The organism is Halopseudomonas litoralis (genome assembly GCF_900105005.1).
GTDB classification, from domain to species: domain Bacteria; phylum Pseudomonadota; class Gammaproteobacteria; order Pseudomonadales; family Pseudomonadaceae; genus Halopseudomonas; species Halopseudomonas litoralis.
Window position 1 is genome coordinate 1,862,611 of the sequence record NZ_LT629748.1, and the last position, 18,317, is coordinate 1,880,927.

General features: G+C 59.2%; 16 protein-coding genes. 6 read left to right on the forward strand and 10 right to left on the reverse strand.

Going from position 1 to position 18,317, the window contains the following annotated elements; translation table 11 throughout:
• Positions 1 to 55: 55 nt before the first annotated feature.
• Together mfd and BLU11_RS09045 are read left to right on the forward strand one after the other, a co-directional pair.
• Positions 56 to 3,541, forward strand: coding sequence for a transcription-repair coupling factor (gene mfd, locus BLU11_RS09040; protein ID WP_090273032.1), 3,486 nt, complete (start codon positions 56 to 58; stop codon positions 3,539 to 3,541).
• Positions 3,538 to 4,101 carry a CsiV family protein gene (locus BLU11_RS09045; RefSeq protein WP_090273033.1) on the forward strand — a complete coding sequence of 188 codons (564 nt, stop codon included), beginning with the start codon at positions 3,538 to 3,540 and terminating at the stop codon, positions 4,099 to 4,101. Before mfd ends, BLU11_RS09045 begins: the two co-directional genes overlap by 4 nt.
• Before the next feature lie 3 nt (positions 4,102 to 4,104).
• Here BLU11_RS09045 and nagZ read toward each other — a convergent pair whose 3' ends face one another.
• The 3 genes from nagZ to BLU11_RS09060 form a co-directional block, all read right to left on the reverse strand.
• Positions 4,105 to 5,091: a beta-N-acetylhexosaminidase gene (nagZ, locus tag BLU11_RS09050; protein ID WP_090276374.1), complete on the reverse strand. Its 987-nt coding sequence runs from the start codon at positions 5,089 to 5,091 to the stop codon at positions 4,105 to 4,107.
• 38 nt (positions 5,092 to 5,129) lie between these two features.
• On the reverse strand, positions 5,130 to 5,612 hold the full coding sequence (locus BLU11_RS09055; protein WP_090273034.1) for a L,D-transpeptidase: 483 nt from the start codon (positions 5,610 to 5,612) through the stop codon (positions 5,130 to 5,132).
• 88 nt (positions 5,613 to 5,700) lie between these two features.
• Positions 5,701 to 6,384 (reverse strand): TetR/AcrR family transcriptional regulator, encoded by a 684-nt coding sequence (locus BLU11_RS09060; protein WP_090276375.1) that lies wholly within the window; start codon positions 6,382 to 6,384, stop codon positions 5,701 to 5,703.
• Positions 6,385 to 6,557: 173 nt separating this feature from the next.
• Between BLU11_RS09060 and lexA the strand changes: the two genes are divergently transcribed.
• Positions 6,558 to 7,169 (forward strand): transcriptional repressor LexA, encoded by a 612-nt coding sequence (gene lexA / locus BLU11_RS09065; protein ID WP_090273035.1) that lies wholly within the window; start codon positions 6,558 to 6,560, stop codon positions 7,167 to 7,169.
• A gap of 11 nt (positions 7,170 to 7,180) precedes the next feature.
• Positions 7,181 to 7,696: a SulA-like leucine-rich domain-containing protein gene (locus BLU11_RS09070; RefSeq protein ID WP_090273036.1), complete on the forward strand. Its 516-nt coding sequence runs from the start codon at positions 7,181 to 7,183 to the stop codon at positions 7,694 to 7,696.
• Positions 7,697 to 7,755: 59 nt separating this feature from the next.
• On the opposite strand, the gene BLU11_RS09075 is transcribed toward BLU11_RS09070, so the two are convergent.
• From BLU11_RS09075 to BLU11_RS09105, 7 genes are all read right to left on the reverse strand, one after another.
• Positions 7,756 to 7,995 (reverse strand): hypothetical protein, encoded by a 240-nt coding sequence (locus BLU11_RS09075; protein WP_090273037.1) that lies wholly within the window; start codon positions 7,993 to 7,995, stop codon positions 7,756 to 7,758.
• A 63-nt stretch (positions 7,996 to 8,058) separates the two neighbouring features.
• Entirely contained in the window at positions 8,059 to 8,568 is a 510-nt protein-coding gene (locus tag BLU11_RS09080; RefSeq protein ID WP_090273038.1) for a DUF6586 family protein, read from the reverse strand.
• 11 nt (positions 8,569 to 8,579) lie between these two features.
• Complete coding sequence (gene topA / locus BLU11_RS09085) at positions 8,580 to 11,216, reverse strand: type I DNA topoisomerase (RefSeq protein WP_090273039.1); 2,637 nt, start codon at positions 11,214 to 11,216, stop codon at positions 8,580 to 8,582.
• Positions 11,217 to 11,317: 101 nt separating this feature from the next.
• Entirely contained in the window at positions 11,318 to 11,536 is a 219-nt protein-coding gene (locus tag BLU11_RS09090) for a DUF1653 domain-containing protein (RefSeq protein WP_090273040.1), read from the reverse strand.
• A 417-nt stretch (positions 11,537 to 11,953) separates the two neighbouring features.
• Positions 11,954 to 13,132 carry a vWA domain-containing protein gene (locus BLU11_RS09095; RefSeq protein WP_090273041.1) on the reverse strand — a complete coding sequence of 393 codons (1,179 nt, stop codon included), beginning with the start codon at positions 13,130 to 13,132 and terminating at the stop codon, positions 11,954 to 11,956.
• A gap of 78 nt (positions 13,133 to 13,210) precedes the next feature.
• Positions 13,211 to 14,056 carry an AAA family ATPase gene (locus tag BLU11_RS09100; RefSeq protein WP_090273042.1) on the reverse strand — a complete coding sequence of 282 codons (846 nt, stop codon included), beginning with the start codon at positions 14,054 to 14,056 and terminating at the stop codon, positions 13,211 to 13,213.
• Between the two features lie 131 nt (positions 14,057 to 14,187).
• A complete protein-coding gene (locus BLU11_RS09105) occupies positions 14,188 to 15,264 on the reverse strand; it encodes a DUF748 domain-containing protein (protein ID WP_231702298.1) in 1,077 nt (358 codons plus the stop codon).
• A 100-nt stretch (positions 15,265 to 15,364) separates the two neighbouring features.
• Here BLU11_RS09105 and cysK point away from each other — a divergent pair, with 100 nt between their 5' ends.
• Together cysK and aceK are read left to right on the forward strand one after the other, a co-directional pair.
• A complete protein-coding gene (gene cysK / locus BLU11_RS09110; RefSeq protein ID WP_090273043.1) occupies positions 15,365 to 16,339 on the forward strand; it encodes a cysteine synthase A in 975 nt (324 codons plus the stop codon).
• Between the two features lie 117 nt (positions 16,340 to 16,456).
• Positions 16,457 to 18,184: a bifunctional isocitrate dehydrogenase kinase/phosphatase gene (aceK, locus tag BLU11_RS09115; RefSeq protein WP_090273044.1), complete on the forward strand. Its 1,728-nt coding sequence runs from the start codon at positions 16,457 to 16,459 to the stop codon at positions 18,182 to 18,184.
• The last annotated feature ends 133 nt before the right edge of the window (positions 18,185 to 18,317 follow it).

Consider the following 18,317-nt stretch of genomic DNA (forward strand, 5'->3'; position numbering starts at 1 on the left):
GATCGGCGCGGAAGGTTAAACTGTTCCTTTTGCGGAACAAGACAAGCCCACCAGCATGCCTGACACATCATTTCTGTTCGCTGCACCGCTGCACAACAACCTCGGCAGCAAAACTGCCTGGGGCAACCTCCCTGCAGCAGCGCGTGCCCTGGCCATCGCCGAGGCGGCGGTCAAACATCCCGGCCTGAGTCTGGTCATCACCCGGGATACCGCCATGGCCGACCGCCTGGAGCAAGAACTGCGGTTCTTCGCGCCAGACCTGCCGGTCGCCAGCTTCCCCGACTGGGAAACCTTGCCCTACGACCGGTTCTCCCCACACCAGGACATCATTTCCCAGCGGCTGCAGACGCTGTACCGTCTGCCCCAGGTAGGTCACGGCATTCTTGTCGTACCCATGACCACCCTGCTGCACCGCATTGCCCCGCGCCCCTTCCTCGGTGGCTCGGTGTTGATGCTGAAGATCGGCCAGCGACTCGACATTGATCGGATGCGCCAGAACCTGGATGCCGCCGGTTACCGCTGTGTCGACACCGTCTATGAGCATGGCGATTACGCGGTGCGCGGCGCGTTGCTGGACCTGTTTCCTATGGGCAGTCGCCTGCCCTTCCGCATCGACCTGTTCGATGAGGAAATCGAGACCCTGCGCACCTTTGACCCGGAAACCCAGCGCTCCATCGACAAGGTCGAGCAGATCCACCTGCTGCCAGCCCGTGAGTTCCCCCTCGACAAGAGTGCCTTGACCGGGTTTCGCGCACGCTTTCGTGAACGTTTCGAGATCGACCATCGGCGCTGTCCGATCTACCAGGATCTGAGCGACGGCGTAGTCCCGCCCGGCATCGAATATTACCTGCCGTTGTTCTTTGAAGAACTCGGCACCCTGTTCGACTACCTGCCAGACAACACACTGCTGTTCAGCCTGCCGGGTATCGAAGATGCAGCCTCCCAGTTCTGGACCGACGTACGCACCCGCTTCGAAGAACAGAGTATCGACCCAACCAGGCCGCTGCTTGCCCCGGCAGAGCTTTTTCTGCCGGTGGAAGAATGCTTCGCCCGGATCAAGGGCTACCCGCGCATCATCTGTCATGACGCAGCGTTGCCGGCCAGCGCTGGCGTCACCAACTTCAATTGCAGTCCACCACCTGAACTGCCGCTGGACAACAAGCAGGACCGGCCCTTGCGCCAGCTGGAGGATTTTCTCGACGGCTTCGCTGGACGCTCGCTGTTCGTCGCTGAAACCGCCGGACGCCGGGAAGCTCTGCTGGAGCTGCTGGCACACATCAAGCTCAAGCCTGAGCCGGTGGACAACTGGCACGAGTTCGTCGATAGCGATATCAGCTGCGGCATCATTATCGCCCCGGTGGATGAAGGCCTGCTATGCAACGACCCAGCTGTTGCGCTGGTCGCCGAAAGCCAGCTGTTCGGCCAGCGGGTGATGCAGCGCAGGCGGCGCGGCAAGGCCACCGACCTCGGCGACACCATCATCCGCAACCTGACCGAACTGCGTGAAGGTGCGCCGGTAGTGCATATCGACCATGGTGTGGGCCGCTATCGCGGCCTGGTCAACCTCAGCGTCGAGGGTCAGGAGGCCGAATTCCTCAAGCTGGAATATGCTGACGAGGCCACACTCTACGTGCCGGTATCCAACCTGCACATGATCGCTCGCTACACCGGCGCCGATGATGACAGCGCCCCACTGCACCGGCTGGGTTCCGAACAATGGCAGAAAGCCAGACGCAAGGCCGCCGAGAAGGTCCGTGACGTTGCCGCCGAGCTATTGGATGTCTATTCCCGTCGCGCCGCGCGCAAGGGTTTCAGCTTCAGCCAGCCGGAACAGGATTACCAGACCTTTGCCGAGGCCTTTCCTTTTGAGGAAACCGCCGACCAGCAGGCTGCGATCGACGCTGTGGTAAAGGACATGACCGGCCCACAACCCATGGACCGTCTGGTCTGTGGCGATGTCGGCTTCGGCAAGACCGAAGTCGCCATGCGCGCAGCATTCCTTGCCGTGCACAGCGGCAAGCAGGTGGCGGTGCTGGTCCCCACCACCCTCCTCGCCCAGCAGCATTACAACAGCTTCAAGGACCGTTTTGCCGACTGGCCGGTGAAGGTCGAGGTCATCTCCCGCTTCAGATCCGCCAAGGAGGTCAAGGCCGCCGTTCAGGAACTGGCCGACGGCAAGATCGACATTCTGATCGGCACTCACAAGTTATTGCAGGGCGATGTGCAATTCAAGGATCTGGGCCTGGTCATCATCGACGAGGAACACCGCTTCGGCGTACGTCAGAAGGAACGCCTCAAGAGCCTGCGCAGCGAGGTGGATATTCTCAACCTCACCGCCACCCCTATCCCGCGCACCCTGAACATGGCAATGACCGGTATGCGCGACCTGTCGATCATCGCCACCCCCCCGGCGCGTCGCCTGTCGGTCAAAACCTTTATCCTGCAGCAGCAACCGGCGGTAATTAAGGAAGCGATACTGCGCGAATTGCTGCGCGGCGGTCAGGTGTACTTCCTGCACAACGAGGTGGAGACCATCGAGAAGTGCGCCGCCGACCTGGCGGAGCTGGTACCCGAGGCACGCATCGGTATCAGCCACGGACAGATGCCCGAACGGGCACTGGAACAAGTGATGCGCGACTTCTATCACCGCCGCTTCAACATTCTGGTGACCTCGACCATCATCGAAACCGGCATTGACGTGCCGAGCGCCAACACCATCATCATTGAACGCGCCGACAAGTTTGGCCTGGCGCAGCTGCACCAGTTGCGCGGCCGCGTCGGGCGCAGCCACCACCAGGCCTATGCCTACCTGCTGACACCGGCAGGCCGCAAGCTGACCGGTGATGCGGAGAAACGCCTCGAAGCCATCGCTGCAGCGCAGGACCTGGGGGCCGGCTTTACCCTGGCCACCCACGACCTGGAAATCCGCGGTGCCGGCGAGCTGCTCGGCGAAGGCCAGAGCGGGCAGATCCAGGCCGTCGGCTTCACCCTGTACATGGACATGCTGGAGCGGGCGATCAAGGCCATCCAGCAGGGCAAGGAGCCCGAACTGGAGAACCCACTCAGTGGCGGCCCGGATATCAACCTGCACCTGCCTGCACTGATTCCCGACGAGTATCTGCCGGACGTACATGCGCGCCTGACACTGTACAAACGTATTGCCAATGCGCAGAACGATGAAGACCTCAAGGACCTGCAGGTCGAGATGATCGACCGCTTCGGGCTGCTGCCGGAACAGGCCAAGACCCTGTTCCTGATCACCGCACTGAAACTGCGCTGCGCTCCACTGGGCATCAGCAAGATAGATGTTGGCCCGGAACACGGCCGCGTGGAGTTCGCTGCCGACACAACCGTGGACCCACTGGTGTTGATCCGACTGATCCAGGACAACCCCCAGCGCTACCGCCTGGATGGCGGCAGCGTATTCCGTTTCAGCGCGCCCATGGCGGCACCTGCCCTGCGTCTGAATACGGTGGAAGCATTGATCGAGCGCCTGCAGCAGGCGCCTGCCGAGAACCCAGGCAAAGGAAAACGCCGATGAACCCGACTCGACTTGTCGCCCGCCTTCTGATGACCCTGACGCTGCTGGCCTGCAGCGCACTGGCGCAGGCGCAGTATCTGGTGGAGGTGCTGGTATTCAGCCAGCCCGGCGCACAGATCGTGCCGGGCGCCTCACCGGAGTACAGCTGGGACCAGCAGGCCGTCTCGCTGGATGACACGACCCGCAGCGACGTCCGAAGCATCGACCGTACCCGGTACAGGCTGGATAGCCAGGCGAGCAAACTGGAGAGCAAGGGCTACACCATCAGATTGCATCGTGCCTGGACTCAACCGACGGAAAGCGGCCTGACGGTTGCGCTTCACCAGGGCAACAGCCTGACCGGATCCAATGCAGACCCGCTGTATCCGGTTCAGGGACTGATCAGCCTGGACGGCGAGCCGCTTACCGCGAAAGTCACCTTCTGGCTCAACCACGCCAGTGAAGCAATGGCCGAGCCGATCAGCGAACGACTGCAGTCAACTCGCCGACTGCGAGTCAACGAGGTTCACTATCTGGATCACAATAGCATGGGCCTGCTGATTCATATCAGCCAGCCCTGAACCTCATAACAAGCCAGCACTCTGCAACAGAGCAACCGACTGCCGCCAACGCGGCTGCGCCTTGTACTCGATACCCGGCGCGCTGCGTGCAAGCAGCTCCTGCCCCCGCGCAGAGGGCTGCATGCCGCTGCGCTGCGCATGCACCAACGCCTGTTCGGCGGCAGCACGGTCATTGCACACCAGCAGCATGTCACAGCCCGACGCCAGCGCAGCATCCACCCGCTCGGCCATACCTCCTACCACATGCGCACCGGCCATGGTCAGGTCATCACTGAAGATCACGCCCCGGAAGCCCAGCTCGGCGCGCAGAATGTCCTGCAGCCAGCGGTGTGAGAAACCCGCCGGCAGACCGTCCACCGCCGGATAGACCACATGCGCCGGCATGATGCCATCCAGCATAGTTGCCAGCGCAGCAAAGGGCTTGAGGTCGGACTCGCGTATGCTCGCCTCGCTGCGCGAGTCCACCGGCAGATCGGTATGCGAATCAGCCTCCGCCCAGCCATGCCCCGGGAAATGCTTGCCGGTCGCCGCCATGCCGGCCAGATGCAGGCCGCGTATATAAGCCTCGGCAAGCTGGATGACCTGCTGCGGATCACCGCCCAGCGAACGGTCACCAATCACCTGGCTGCGACCGTGATCGAGATCGAGTACCGGCGCAAAGCTGATATCGATACCGCAGGCCAGCATTTCGGTCGCCATCAACCAGGCAGCCCCCTCGGCCAGCACCCCGGCATCCGCTGAGGCGCAGTCGGCAATACGGCCAAGCGCGGGCAGGCGCAGCACATCACGACGCAGCCGCTGCACGCGACCACCTTCCTGATCGATCGCAATCAGCATCTCCGGGCGTACCGTACGAATGCTGCGTACCAGCTCACGCACCTGGGCCGGAGTCTCGGTATTGCGGGCAAACAGAATCATCCCGCCCACTTCCGGTTGCCTCAATAACTGGCGATCTTCCGGGGTCAGCCAGGTGCCGGCCAGATCCAGCATCAATGTGCCTTGCTTCAATGAAATACTCCTGAATGGGGTTATTCGATGATCACCGGGCAACCTGCCGGTGTCATGTCAAACAGTGCCAGCATGTCGGGATTGCGCAGACGCACGCAGCCATGGGACAAGGGCGTGCCCATGAGTTGATCGTCGCCTGTGCCATGCAGATAGATGTAGCGGCGCTGTGAGTCACTATCAGCGCCGCGATTGACGCCAACCTCTTCACCACAGAGCCATAGGATGCGCGTCAGGATCCAGTCCCGCTGCGGCTGGGCTTCAGCCAGCTCAGATGACCAGACCTCGCCGGTGGGCCGCCGGCCGATGAAGACCGCACCCAGCGGCTGACCTTCACCAATACGTGCGCGTACCCGATGCCGCCCACGTGGCGTGCAGCCACTGCCATTGAGCTCGCCAGCACCGTTCTTAGCGGTGGACACCGGATAGCTGCACAGCAGCCGACCCGCATTGAAGCCGGTCAGCATCTGTTGTTCAAGGGATATATGGATCAGGTCAAGCCGCATGCTCAGCTCCACTGCAAAGAGCACACGATAACGGATCCCAGGCCCGCAGGTAAGCCCCAGACGAAGGCAGAAAGGCGATTATTCCGCGCTATACAGGTTCCAGCACGCTGCTCGGATGCGTGCCTGCGTCACCCGGAATAGAGCTGCCGGCACGCATGCCTGCGGCCAGGAAGGGCACCATCTGGCGCAGCACTTCCTCTGTACCGGCCCGCGCACCGTATTCGGCCTCCACGATGGCCTTAAGCGCCTTCATGCTCGACAGGGTGAAAGCCGCACTGCCCAGCATGAAATGAACCCGCCAGAACAACACATCCGCGGGCAACTCGGGTGAACTGCGCACCACCAACTCCATATAGCGCTTGAACACCTTACCGTAGACCTCTGCAAGGTACTTGCGCAGATGCCCCTGACTCTGACTGAAAGCCAGCCCCAGCAGGCGCATGAAGGTAGACAGGTCATGCCCGCTGCGCGGTTTTACCGCCAACACCAGCCGCACCAGCATTTCCAGCAGGGATTCCAGGCTCTGATCCGGATTACCGGCCTCAGCGTTACGGTCAAGCTCCTGCTCCAGGCTGCTGACGAAGGGATTGAGAAAGCGGGTGAACACCGCTTGGATCAGCGATTTCTTGGAACCGAAATGATAGTTCACCGCCGCCAGGTTGACCCCCGCCTTGCTGGTGATCAGCCGCAACGAGGTTTCTGCAAAACCTTTCTCCGCAAACAACTGCTCCGCAGCATCGAGGATGCGCTCAACTGTTTCTGACTGTGCCACTGAGTACTCCGACGCCTGGGAACATATGTTTGAAACATACGTTTCAAACACCACCGCTGTCAACTCCATCCTTTTACCATAGCCGCCTCCTTCTGCAAATGCGGAAACCAGCTTGCCCTCTTTATCGAACTGTATATAATCACAGGGACTGTATAAAAACACAGGCCATAAAAATGCAGAAACTGACGGCACGGCAACAGCAGGTCCTGACCTTTATCAAGGACCACATGAACACCAACGGCTATCCGCCAACGCGCGTGGATATAGCCAAGGAGCTGGGCTTTCGCTCACCCAATGCGGCAGAGGATCACCTCAAGGCGCTCGCACGAAAAGGCGCCATTGAAATGATCCCCGGCGCCTCGCGGGGCATTCGCTTGCCCGCCGACAGTGGCGAGCAAGCGCAGCAGGATGCATTGCCGATCATCGGCCAGGTGGCAGCAGGGGCTCCCATTCTGGCAGTGGAAAACATCGAAGATCACTGCCGCATCAGCCCTGCTTTCTTCAGCCCTCGGGCCGATTACCTGCTGCGCGTTCGCGGCATGAGCATGAAGGACATCGGCATCTTCGATGGTGACCTTCTGGCTGTGCACCGCACCAATGAGGCCAGGAATGGCCAGGTGGTGGTGGCACGGATTGGCGACGAAGTGACGGTCAAGCGCTTCCACAAGCAGGGGCGCAAGGTGTCACTGATTGCAGAGAATCCTGATTTCGCGCCCATTGAAGTGGATCTGCGCGAACAGGAACTGATCATCGAAGGTTTGAGTGTGGGTGTTATTCGCCACTGAAGGAGCAAGCCATGCAGTATGCGCGAAATAGAGGTTCAGCGGCACAGCCCGATTTGCTGCATCATGCACTGATGTCATCGCGACTGAAGGCGCAGAGCCTGCCAGCAGCCGCCATGCCCGATTGCGAACCAGCCAATGTCGGCTTCAGCGAAATCTGCCTGAATGGCGCACCGCGTCAATGCCTGCAATGGCTGGCGCCGGTGCTGCGCGACCTCAGCCAGGCCAACATGCCCGGCTGGCTGACATTGATTGATCCGCCATTGCCAGTCAGCCAGAAGTGGCTGCGAGCAGCGGGACTGGATCCGCAGCGCATACTTATCATTCGCCCCAAGCATGGCATGGACGTGGTGGATCTGTGTTGTGAGATTCTGCGACTGGGTTACAGCCATGCTGTGGTCAGCTGGCTGCCCACGTCGACGGGGCTTGGTCAACGATTGGAAATGGCCGCACGCTCAGGCCACTGCGCCAGCCTGAACATTCGCATGGAAAATGCAGGATCTGCTTCAGCACAACATGGGCGGGCGTAATAGTCTTTCAGGGCTTAGCAGGAGTCCGCAGCCGGGCTTACTGCCCGGCCCTGGCCAGCTCAGTGCAGCACGCGGTGCTCGTCGAAATCCAGATCCGGATCTTCTTCCATGATCTGCCCCGCCACTTGCATGCCAGCGCCGATCATCGCCTTGGCCACTTCCACGTAGTTGCCCTGCAGAAAATCCCTGGCTTCCTCGGAGAATTCAATGGTCAACAGCGGCGTGCCCTCCTCGTCCGGACGGCGCAAGGCAACCGTACCGTCGGCAAGCTCTATGATCTCGAGAAAGGGTGAAGGCATTGTCGTCTCCTGGTCAGTCAAGCGGCGCAGTGTACCACAATGACGGCTGCAGCCTGAGCCCGCTCACCATTCCCGCATGCCTTCCCGATAACGGTCGAGCGATTTCGACAGAGCCTCAATCGCCACGCGCGCCTCAGCCAGCTCCCAATCGCCACTCCCGCTTGCAGTGCTGGTAATCAATGTGCCGGCCTTGAGCGGTTCAGACCGTACAGCGCCGGGGGGCACGTGCATCTGCCGCCATGCCCTCAAGGTACCAGCGAGCCAACTGCTGTTGTCATCGCTTTGCAGCACCAACTCGCTCAACTCCGGATTAAGGGGTTGTCCATCGCCGATGGCCTTCAGCGTTTCCTCAACAGCGCTCGCATCCCAGGGCGCCAGACTGTAACGCCCCGAGACTTCGCAGATCAACGCCTGTACCGCGCGATAGATATGGAACAAGGTATGTTCCCGGTGATAACGCGCCATGGTGATGGCGTCCAGCGCTGTGGAGGCGCTGGACGCCTCCCATGACGCCAATGCCAGGCGAGCGAACGTCAGCGCCTGATTGGTGCGGGTATAGGCTTCATTTGCCATGTCAGTTCCGCTCAGCTCTTGGCCTTGGCTTTGGCCTTGCCCTTGCGTGCGTCATCGATATTCCATTTCTTGCCATCGTGGAATGCTCGCCAGCCGCTGGGCTTGCCTTCGATTTCGCTCTGCACGTACTGCTCCTTGCTCTTGCGGCTGTAACGAATCACCGTCGGATTGCCATCCGGGTCAGCAACCGGCGCTTCCAGCAGGAAGTGGTACTTGGGATCAATCGCATCGCGATGCGGCAACAGCTCCTTGACCAGCGGTGCACGCGTCTCCCGGTTCTTCGGGAACTGGCTGGCTGCCAGGAACAGGCCTGACGCGCCATCACGCAGCACATAGACGTCATCCACCTTGTCGCAACGCAGCTCCGGCATCAACACCGGGTCCATCTTCGGCGGCGCTGCCTCACCGCTCTTCAGCAGCTTGCGGGTGTTCTTGCAGTCACTGTTGGTACAGCCGAAGTACTTGCCGAAACGGCCCGTCTTGAGCTGCATTTCATTGCCGCATTTGTCACATTCAATCACCGGGCCGTCATAGCCCTTGATCTTGAACTGGCCCTGCTCCACTTCGAAGCCGCTGCAATCAGGGTTGTTACCACACACGTGCAGCTTGCGCTGCTCATCGACCAGATAGCTGTCCATCGCCGTGGCGCAGATCGGACACCGGCGCTTGGCGCGCAATATTCGCGACTCGCCTTCGTCATCATCCGCCGCCACTTCGTTACCAGGCACCAGGTTCACTGTGGCCTTGCAACGCTCCTTGGGTGGCAGCGCATAGCCCGAGCACCCCAGAAAAACGCCGGTGGAGGCCGTGCGGATCATCATCGGCCGACCGCATTCAACACAAGGAATATCCGTTGGTGTCGGCAGGTTGCTGCGCATGCCCTGCCCTGGATCCGCGGCGCTGGCCGCCTTGAGCTTGAGACTGAAGTCAGCGTAGAACTTGTCCAGCACCTGCTTCCACACCACCTCACCATGGGCAACATCATCGAGCGACTCTTCCATGCGCGCAGTGAAGCTGTAATCCATCAGATTGGGGAAGCTTTCATTCAGCCGCTCGATAACGATATCGCCCATCTTTTCGGCATAGAAACGCCGATTGTTCAAGGCGACGTAGCCGCGCTCCTGGATGGTGGAGATAATCGATGCATAGGTCGAAGGACGGCCAATTCCACGCTTCTCCAACTCCTTGACCAAGCTGGCTTCGGAGTAACGCGCCGGCGGCTTGGTGAAGTGCTGTTTGGGATCCAGCTTGATCAGTTCGAGGACATTGTCCACCTGCATATCAGGCAGCACTTCGTCCTCACCGCCCTTGCCCAGCGGCGGCAGCACCTTGGTGAAACCGTCAAACTGCAGAATACGCCCACGCGCACGCAGTTCGAAATCACCCGCCTGCACTGTAATGGTGGTGGACAGGTATTTGGCCGGCGGCATCTGGCACGCCACAAACTGACGCCAGATCAGCTCATACAGACGCTCGGCGTCGCGCTCCATGCCCTTGAGCTCGGTGGATTTGAGCTTCGCATCGGAGGGACGAATCGCTTCGTGCGCCTCCTGGGCATTGGCTTTGCTGCCATAGACGTTCGGTGTCTCAGGCAAATATTGGGCACCAAAATTCTTCTCTATATAATCCCGCGCCATGCTCACCGCATCGGCCGAGAGAAAGGTCGAGTCGGTCCGCATATAGGTGATATAGCCCGCTTCATACAGTCGCTGAGCCATCATCATGGTTTTCTTCACGCTGAAGCCCAGGCGCGTACTGGCGGCCTGCTGCAACGTGGAGGTAATGAAGGGAGCGCCGGGCTTGGTGCTGGTGGGCCGAGCGTCACGCTTGACCACCTTGTAACCTGAGCTTTGCAGTTGCTCCAGCGCCTTGTCGGTCTGCTGCTTGTTCAGCGGACGAAAGGTCTCGCCATTTTCCTTGACCACTTCAAAGCGTACGGACTCGCTTTTCGGCGTGTTCAGGTTGGCATGGACTTCCCAGAATTCTTCCGGAATGAAGGCACGGATCTCGCGCTCACGATCAACGATCAATTTGACTGCGACCGACTGTACACGACCCGCGGACAGGCCACGGGCAACCTTCTGCCACAGCAACGGGGATACCATGTAACCCACCACGCGATCCAGGAAACGACGCGCCTGCTGCGCATTGACCCGGTTCATATCCAGCTCGCCCGGCTGGGAGAAGGCTTCCTGAATGGCCTTCTTGGTAATCTCGTTGAACACCACACGCCGGTAGCGGCTATCGTCGCCACCAATGGATTCCCGCAGGTGCCATGCTATGGCTTCCCCTTCGCGGTCCAAATCCGTTGCGAGATAGATGGTGTCGGCTTCCTTGGCCAGCCGACGCAGTTCGTCGATGACCTTTTCCTTGCCGGGCAGGATTTCGTAATGCGCTTTCCAATCGTTTTCGGGATCTACGCCCATACGATTGACCAGCTGCATTCTGGCCTTGGTCTGTTTGTCGACTTCCGGCGCAGATGCGGCTTTGCGCGTCCCCTTGGGCTTGCTCTCGGTCTTGCTGCTGCCGCTGGTGGGCAGATCGCGGATGTGTCCGATACTCGACTTCACCACGAAGTCATTGCCAAGATACTTGTTGATCGTCTTGGCCTTGGCTGGTGACTCCACAATGACCAGTGCTTTTCCCATGGGTAACAATATTCCTCAATCAATCAAATCGGCCTGCCCCCGATGGGGCGAGGCGCCAACAGTGCCTGACAAGGGGTGCAGGCGGTCTGGAGGGCCAGAGCCTACACGTCTTCGCTGATAAAGGTAAAGCGTGGAAGTGCTTTGCCGTCCACGACCACCTCTTCAGTAAACATCTCCAGCGGCCGCACCCAGAGGTCACAGTCACCATACAAGGTACGATAGACCACCAGCCGTTCGTCGGTTTCGGAATGTCGCGCAATGTCGATTATCTGGTAGTCCTTGCCTTTATAGTGGCGGTAGCGGCCTGGCTTTATTGTCATGGTGGGTCTCTGCATATTTGGTGGTGGTTGGGTGGGGGCTGGGGGCTTACGTGCAAGACTGCATTTGCCGGTCGGGTCAGGCGGACACGCCGTAAATACTTCCCTGTAGGCTCGCGGTCGCCATCCATGGCGACACGACGGTCCGCCTGACCCGACCGGCAAATACTGTCAGCGATCAATGTAGCTGCTGCAGGAAAACTTTACCCAGATCCTTGAACCCAGCTCTTCAAGGGTCTCTTGCAGCCACTTCACACTTTCCGGCAGCGTTTGGGGGCTGGTCTTGGCGGACCGTTTGATGCCATGGATGGCATCAATGAGCCTACAGGGATGTATTCACGGCGTGTCCGCCAAGGCCAGCCCCCAAATGCAGTCCCTGCACAACATACCAGCACTCGGCACAACCACCAGAGCTATCATTTATTTGGACAGATACCGCATTCCCTCCTCAAGACCCGCCAACGTCAGAGGATACATATGCTCCTCCATCAGATCCTGAATGATGCGGGTTGAGGTGGTGTAGCCCCAGGCGTCCTTCGGGTAGGGGTTGATCCAGATCATCTTCGGGTATTTCTCGCGCAGGCGCGTGATCCAGACGTGACCAGCCTCCTCATTCCAGTGCTCGACGCTGCCACCGGGTTGAGTGATCTCGTAGGGCGCCATGGCTGCGTCGCCCACCACCACCACCTTATAGTCGGCACCGTACTTGTGCAGCAGGTCCATGGTCGACATGCGCTCATTGGTGCGGCGCATATTGTCCTTCCAGACTGATTCATAAATGCAGTTATGGAAATAGAAGTATTCCAGATGCTTGAACTCGGTGCGGCAGGCGGAAAACAACTCCTCGCAGACCTTGATGTGCGCATCCATCGAGCCACCGATATCGAACAACAGCAGCAACTTCACCGCATTGCGTCGCTCCGGACGCATCTGGATATTCAGCAGACCACCGTCACGTGCCGTGTGGTCAATGGTGCCGTCAATGTCCAGCTCATCCGCCGCACCGGAACGGGCAAACTTGCGCAGTCGCCGCAAGGCCACCTTGATGTTGCGCGTACCCAGCTCGACCTGATCATCCAGATTCTTGTACTCGCGCTGCTCCCACACCTTGGCCGCACGCCCCTGGCGCTTGCCAGCATCACCGACCCGGACGCCCATAGGGTTATAGCCACCGGAACCAAAGGGGCTGGTACCACCGGTGCCAATCCATTTGTTACCACCGGCGTGGCGCTCCTTCTGCTCTTCGAGGCGCTTCTTGAATTCCTCGATCAGCTTGTCCAGACCGCCCAGCGACTTGATCTGCTCGCGCTCATCATCGGTGAGCAGCCGCTCGAACTCCTTGCGCAGCCAGTCCTCGGGAATCAGCGCCTCCAGCAGTTCGTTAAGATCCTGCAGACCGTTGAAATAGGCACCGAAGGCCCGGTCGAACTTGTCGAAATGGCGCTCGTCCTTGACCATCACCGTGCGTGCCAGATAATAGAACTCGTCCATATCGGCGAACACCACATGGTTCTTCAGCGCGTTAATCAGATCCAGAAGTTCGCGCACCGACACCGGCACCTTCGCCGCGCGCATTTCGTTAAACAGGTTGAGTAGCATGAATTGCAGCCTCTCAGGGAAACTCGGATAACCCCCTCTCCCCTTGCGGGAGAGGGCTGGGGAGAGGGGGAAGCTGGATCAGCGATTCTGTCGACGCGTCATGAAGGCCAGACGCTCCAGCAGCTGCACATCCTGCTCATTCTTCACCAGCGCGCCATACAGCGGCGGAATGGCCTTGGTCGGATCACGGTCACGCAGAACGGCTTCGGGAATCTCGTCCGCCATCAGCAGCTTGAGCCAGTCGACCAGTTCCGAGGTGGATGGCTTTTTCTTCAGACCGGGCACCTTGCGCACGTCGAAGAAGATATCCATCGCTTCGCTCAGCAGATCCTTCTTGATGTTCGGGTAATGCACGTCGACGATGCGTTGCATGGTCTCGCGGTCGGGGAAGGCTATGTAATGGAAGAAGCAGCGGCGCAGGAAAGCGTCGGGCAGCTCCTTCTCGTTGTTCGAGGTAATGATGATGATCGGGCGCTGTTTGGCCTTGATGGTTTCGTTGGTCTCGTAGACGTAGAACTCCATCTTGTCGAGTTCCTGCAACAGGTCGTTGGGAAACTCGATATCGGCCTTGTCGATCTCATCAATCAGCAGAATGGCACGCTCTTCGGACTCGAACGCTTCCCACAACTTGCCCTTCTTGATGTAGTTGCGCACGTCATGCACCTTGTCGACACCCAGCTGCGAATCGCGCAGACGGCTTACCGCGTCGTATTCATAGAGCCCCTGATGCGCCTTGGTGGTGGACTTGATGTGCCAGGTGATGAGTTTGGCGCCCATGGATTCGGCCAGTTGCTCGGCGAGCATGGTTTTACCCGTGCCCGGCTCGCCCTTGATCAACAATGGGCGCTCCAGCGTGATGGCGGCATTAACGGCAAGCTTGAGGTCGTCTGTGGCGACGTACGACTGGGTACCTTCGAACTTCATGGGGGAATTCCTTGGGGACAGGCCCGGACGCGCCGGGTATTCATGTTGTTTTCACAGCCCCGGACTATAGCCCGCCCCCCGATTGGGTGTAAACGCACAGGCGGGATTCACTCAATGAATAGCGAGCAGAATCATTCCTGATCTTCCTCCAGAACCTGCTCGAACCGAGTGGAAAAGGCTTCGACGAAGGCGTTACGCAGGATCTGGATGAACGCCTGGAATGCGCTCATTTCCGCATCATCGAGACTGCCGCTCAGCTCTATGCGGGTGGCGAACTGATCCTTGCGCTGGTTCTGCAGTACTTCCTGACCGCCATGCACTATGGCTTCCCACAGCCCACGGAAAAAGCCCTTGTCCTCATTGCGTATATCCTGATCCATGTCGAAAACATCGACATTGCGCATCAGCGGCTTCACATAGCCGGTCAGCTGCCGATCATCGATATCAATCTCCATGGTCAGATCACCTTCGCCAGCGCGGAAATCGAATTTGCCGTAGGCTGCGGCAAAATCATTGATGCGGGTCAGATCCAGGCCCAGCATTCGCAACTGCAGGTCCAGATTATCGACTCTGCCCAACGGGTCGAAATGCGCTGCCGCTTCCACCGCAGCATGGCCGAGAAAGCTGGCCGTGCCATCCATGCTCGCACTGCGCTGCCCCTGGGCGTCTGGCGCGTTGGTCAGGTTACGCACGGTCAGCTGGATATCACTGGCATTGATATTGACCGGCGGATCACTGGAAAAATTGCGGAAGAATACGGCGCCGTTGTGCACATTCACTTCGTTCAGACGCACCGGCACCATCTCTTCCAGCTGCGCACGCCAGTCGACACCCTCACCGGTCTGCTTCTGCGCCTCTGATTCACCATCGACGAAGTTGAGTTCCGGTTCGTGAAAATCGACCACACCGATCAGGACACCCTCCTTCCAGAGCGCACGCATCCGTATCTTGATGTCTGTGACCGGCAATTTGACGAAGGGCACCTGGTTTTCGCCATCGGTCTTGGTGATGACCAGCTCGTTGAGCCGATAAGCGCCGTTCCACCAGGTCATGTCCACATCTTCTACATGCCCCTGGTAATCGCCCATATCGGCAAGCTGGTCGTTAAGAAAGTTGCGCACCAGATACGGCAGCATCAGGTGCAGAATGATCAGCAGCAATGCCACTACAGCTACCGTTACCATGGAAATACGCAGTGTCTTGTTCATATTTAAAGTGACTTGCGCCCACAGCGGGAGTTCCACCGATTGACGCCCGTGCGTGTCGGGCATAGGCTGATTCCGCCGCCACATCACAAGGAGAAGCGCCATGAGTCATGTTTTCGCAGATTATTCCCAGTCCATCGGCAACACGCCGCTGGTTCGGATCAACCGCCTCGGGCCTCAGGGCGTCACCATTCTGGCCAAGGTCGAAGGGCGCAATCCGTCGCATTCGGTGAAGTGCCGCATTGGTGCCAACATGATCTGGAGTGCTGAGGCCAGAGGGCTGCTGAAAGAAGGCATGACCATAGTCGAGCCGACATCCGGCAACACTGGCATCGGCCTGGCCTTCGTCGCCGCCGCGCGGAATTATCGGCTGATTCTGACCATGCCCTCCTCCATGAGCCTGGAGCGGCGCAAGGTACTCAAGGCGCTGGGAGCCGAACTGGTGCTGACCGAGCCCGCCAAGGGCATGAAAGGCGCCATCGAAAAGGCCACCGAAATAACCCAGGCGGCGCCCGACACCCATATTCTGCTGCAGCAATTCGAGAACCCCGCCAATCCCGAGATCCATGAAAAGACCACCGGCCCGGAAATCTGGAACGATACCGATGGAGGTATTGATGTGCTGGTATCCGGGGTAGGCACCGGCGGCACCCTGACCGGCGTCGCCCGCCACATCAAGCACACCCGTGGCAAGGCTATTACCGTTGTCGCAGTGGAGCCGGTGACCTCGCCGGTGATTACCCAGGCGATGGCAGGAGAGGAAATCAAGCCAGCCCCGCACAAGATCCAGGGGATCGGCGCCGGATTCATCCCCGGCAACCTTGACCTGAGTCTGGTCGATCGCGTGGAACGCACCACCGACGAGGAAGCCAAGGAGATGGCTCTGCGCATAATGCGTGAAGAAGGCATCCTGTGTGGCATCTCATCCGGCGCCGCCATGGCTGCCGCGGTGCGCATGGCGCAGGAGCCGGAAATGCAGAATCAGACAATAGTTGTCATTCTGCCCGATTCCGGTGAGCGCTATCTGTCCAGCATGTTGTTCAGCGATCTGTTCACCGATCAGGAAATGCTGCCCTGACACCCGGAGTTGCGATACCGGCGACCTTGCGCCGGTATCGATTCCATGCTGCAACACTTCCGCCAACCTCGCTGAATGGCTATCCTGAGCGTATCCACCCCGCCATCAGGTCCGCCCATGCCAGACACCGCCGCGCACATTGCCCAACATCTGTTGAATGCATTCGATGACTATCGAGCGACATTCCGCGATCTGACCGAAGGCGCCCGTGCCCGGTTCGAAATGGCCCAGTGGACCGAGATACAGGACGCGTCGACCGCACGTATCAACCTCTACGATGAGCGCATCTACGCGACCAGGGACAGACTCACGGCCGACCCGCAATGCCGCGACATTCTCGATGCAGATTGCTGGCCCGCCATCAAGCGGGCTTATATAGAGCTGATTGAAGATCGCTTCGATGATGAACTGGCCGAGACCTGGTTCAACTCGGTGTTCTTCAAAATGCACCGCCATGACCAGATCAGTGACCGGACCATGTTCGTGCACAGCACCCGTCCGCCGGTGCGCAAGCCCTCACGCATACAGCTGACACGCGGCTTCATTTCCGGTGGCTGCCTGAACAGCCTGGCCAGGCAGATCCTCGACGAACATGCCTTCGATACGCCCTGGGCTGATTACGAGCGTGACTGTCAGTTGATCATCCGCTGCATGAAACAGGGGCTGCCGGACTGGGCGCAGCTGGACCATGGCCTGACTGTTGAACTGATCCAACCGGTATTCTATCGCAACAAGGGAGCCTATCTGGTCGGGCGGGTTCTGAGCCAGGGCGAACAATGGCCCTTTGTCCTGGCACTGGTGCATCGGGAAAACGAAGGCATCAGCGTGGACACCCTGATCACTGACGAATCGGAAGTCTCCATCATCTTTTCCTTCACCCGCTCCTACTTCATGGTCGATGTGACGGTACCAGCGGAAATGATCGGCTTCCTCAATCGCCTGCTGCCGGGCAAGCAGATCGCCGAGCTCTATACTGCCCTCGGCTTCTACAAGCAGGGCAAGTCGGAATTCTACCGCGCGCTGATCGATTACATGGCGCAGACGCCCGAAGACAGATTTGTCATGGCCGCCGGGGTGCGAGGCATGGTCATGACCGTCTTCACCCTCCCGGGCTTCAATACGGTATTCAAGATCATCAAAGACAAATTCTCGCCCTCGAAGAACATCAGCCGAGCCACTGTCATTGAAAAATACCGCCTGGTGAAACGCCACGACCGCGTAGGGCGCATGGCCGACACCCAGGATTTCGCTGACTTCCGCTTCGCCCGAGACAGCTTCGAGCCCGAATGCCTGAAAGAGCTGCTGGAGGTCGCCCCCTCTACGGTCATCGACCGGGGCGACACCATACTGATCCGCCAATGCTGGACGGAGCGGCGCATGACGCCGCTCAACATCTATCTGGAGACCGCCAGCGAATCCCAGACCCGTGAAGCGCTGCTGGATTACGGCCAGGCTATCAAGGAGCTGGCGGCCGCCAATATCTTCCCCGGCGACATGCTGCTGAAGAACTTCGGCGTTACCCGCCACGGCCGAGTGGTCTTTTATGATTACGATGAAATCAGCTACCTGACCGAGGTCAACTTCCGGCATATCCCCGAAGCCCTCTACCCGGAACAGGAGATGGCTTCGGAACCCTGGTATTCAGTCGGCCCGAATGATGTGTTTCCCGAGGAGTTTCCGGTCTTCCTGTTTGCCGACGTACGGCAACGCAGACTCTTCTCCCAATTGCATGGAGAGCTGTTTGATGCAGATTTCTGGAAGGGCCTGCAACAGCAGATTCTGGATGGCAAGGTGATCGACGTCTACCCCTATCATCGCCTGCAGGACAGGGCTGATGAGGCGTAAAGGCAACCCTTGAAAAATTATCCGACGAAAGGCGTGCTATTTCCGGAAACTGACGTATACTGAATTTCGTTCGTTTTGTTCCGGTAGGCCCTGCAAGTATTAACTTGACTTGGTCGACATTACGGGGCAAAGT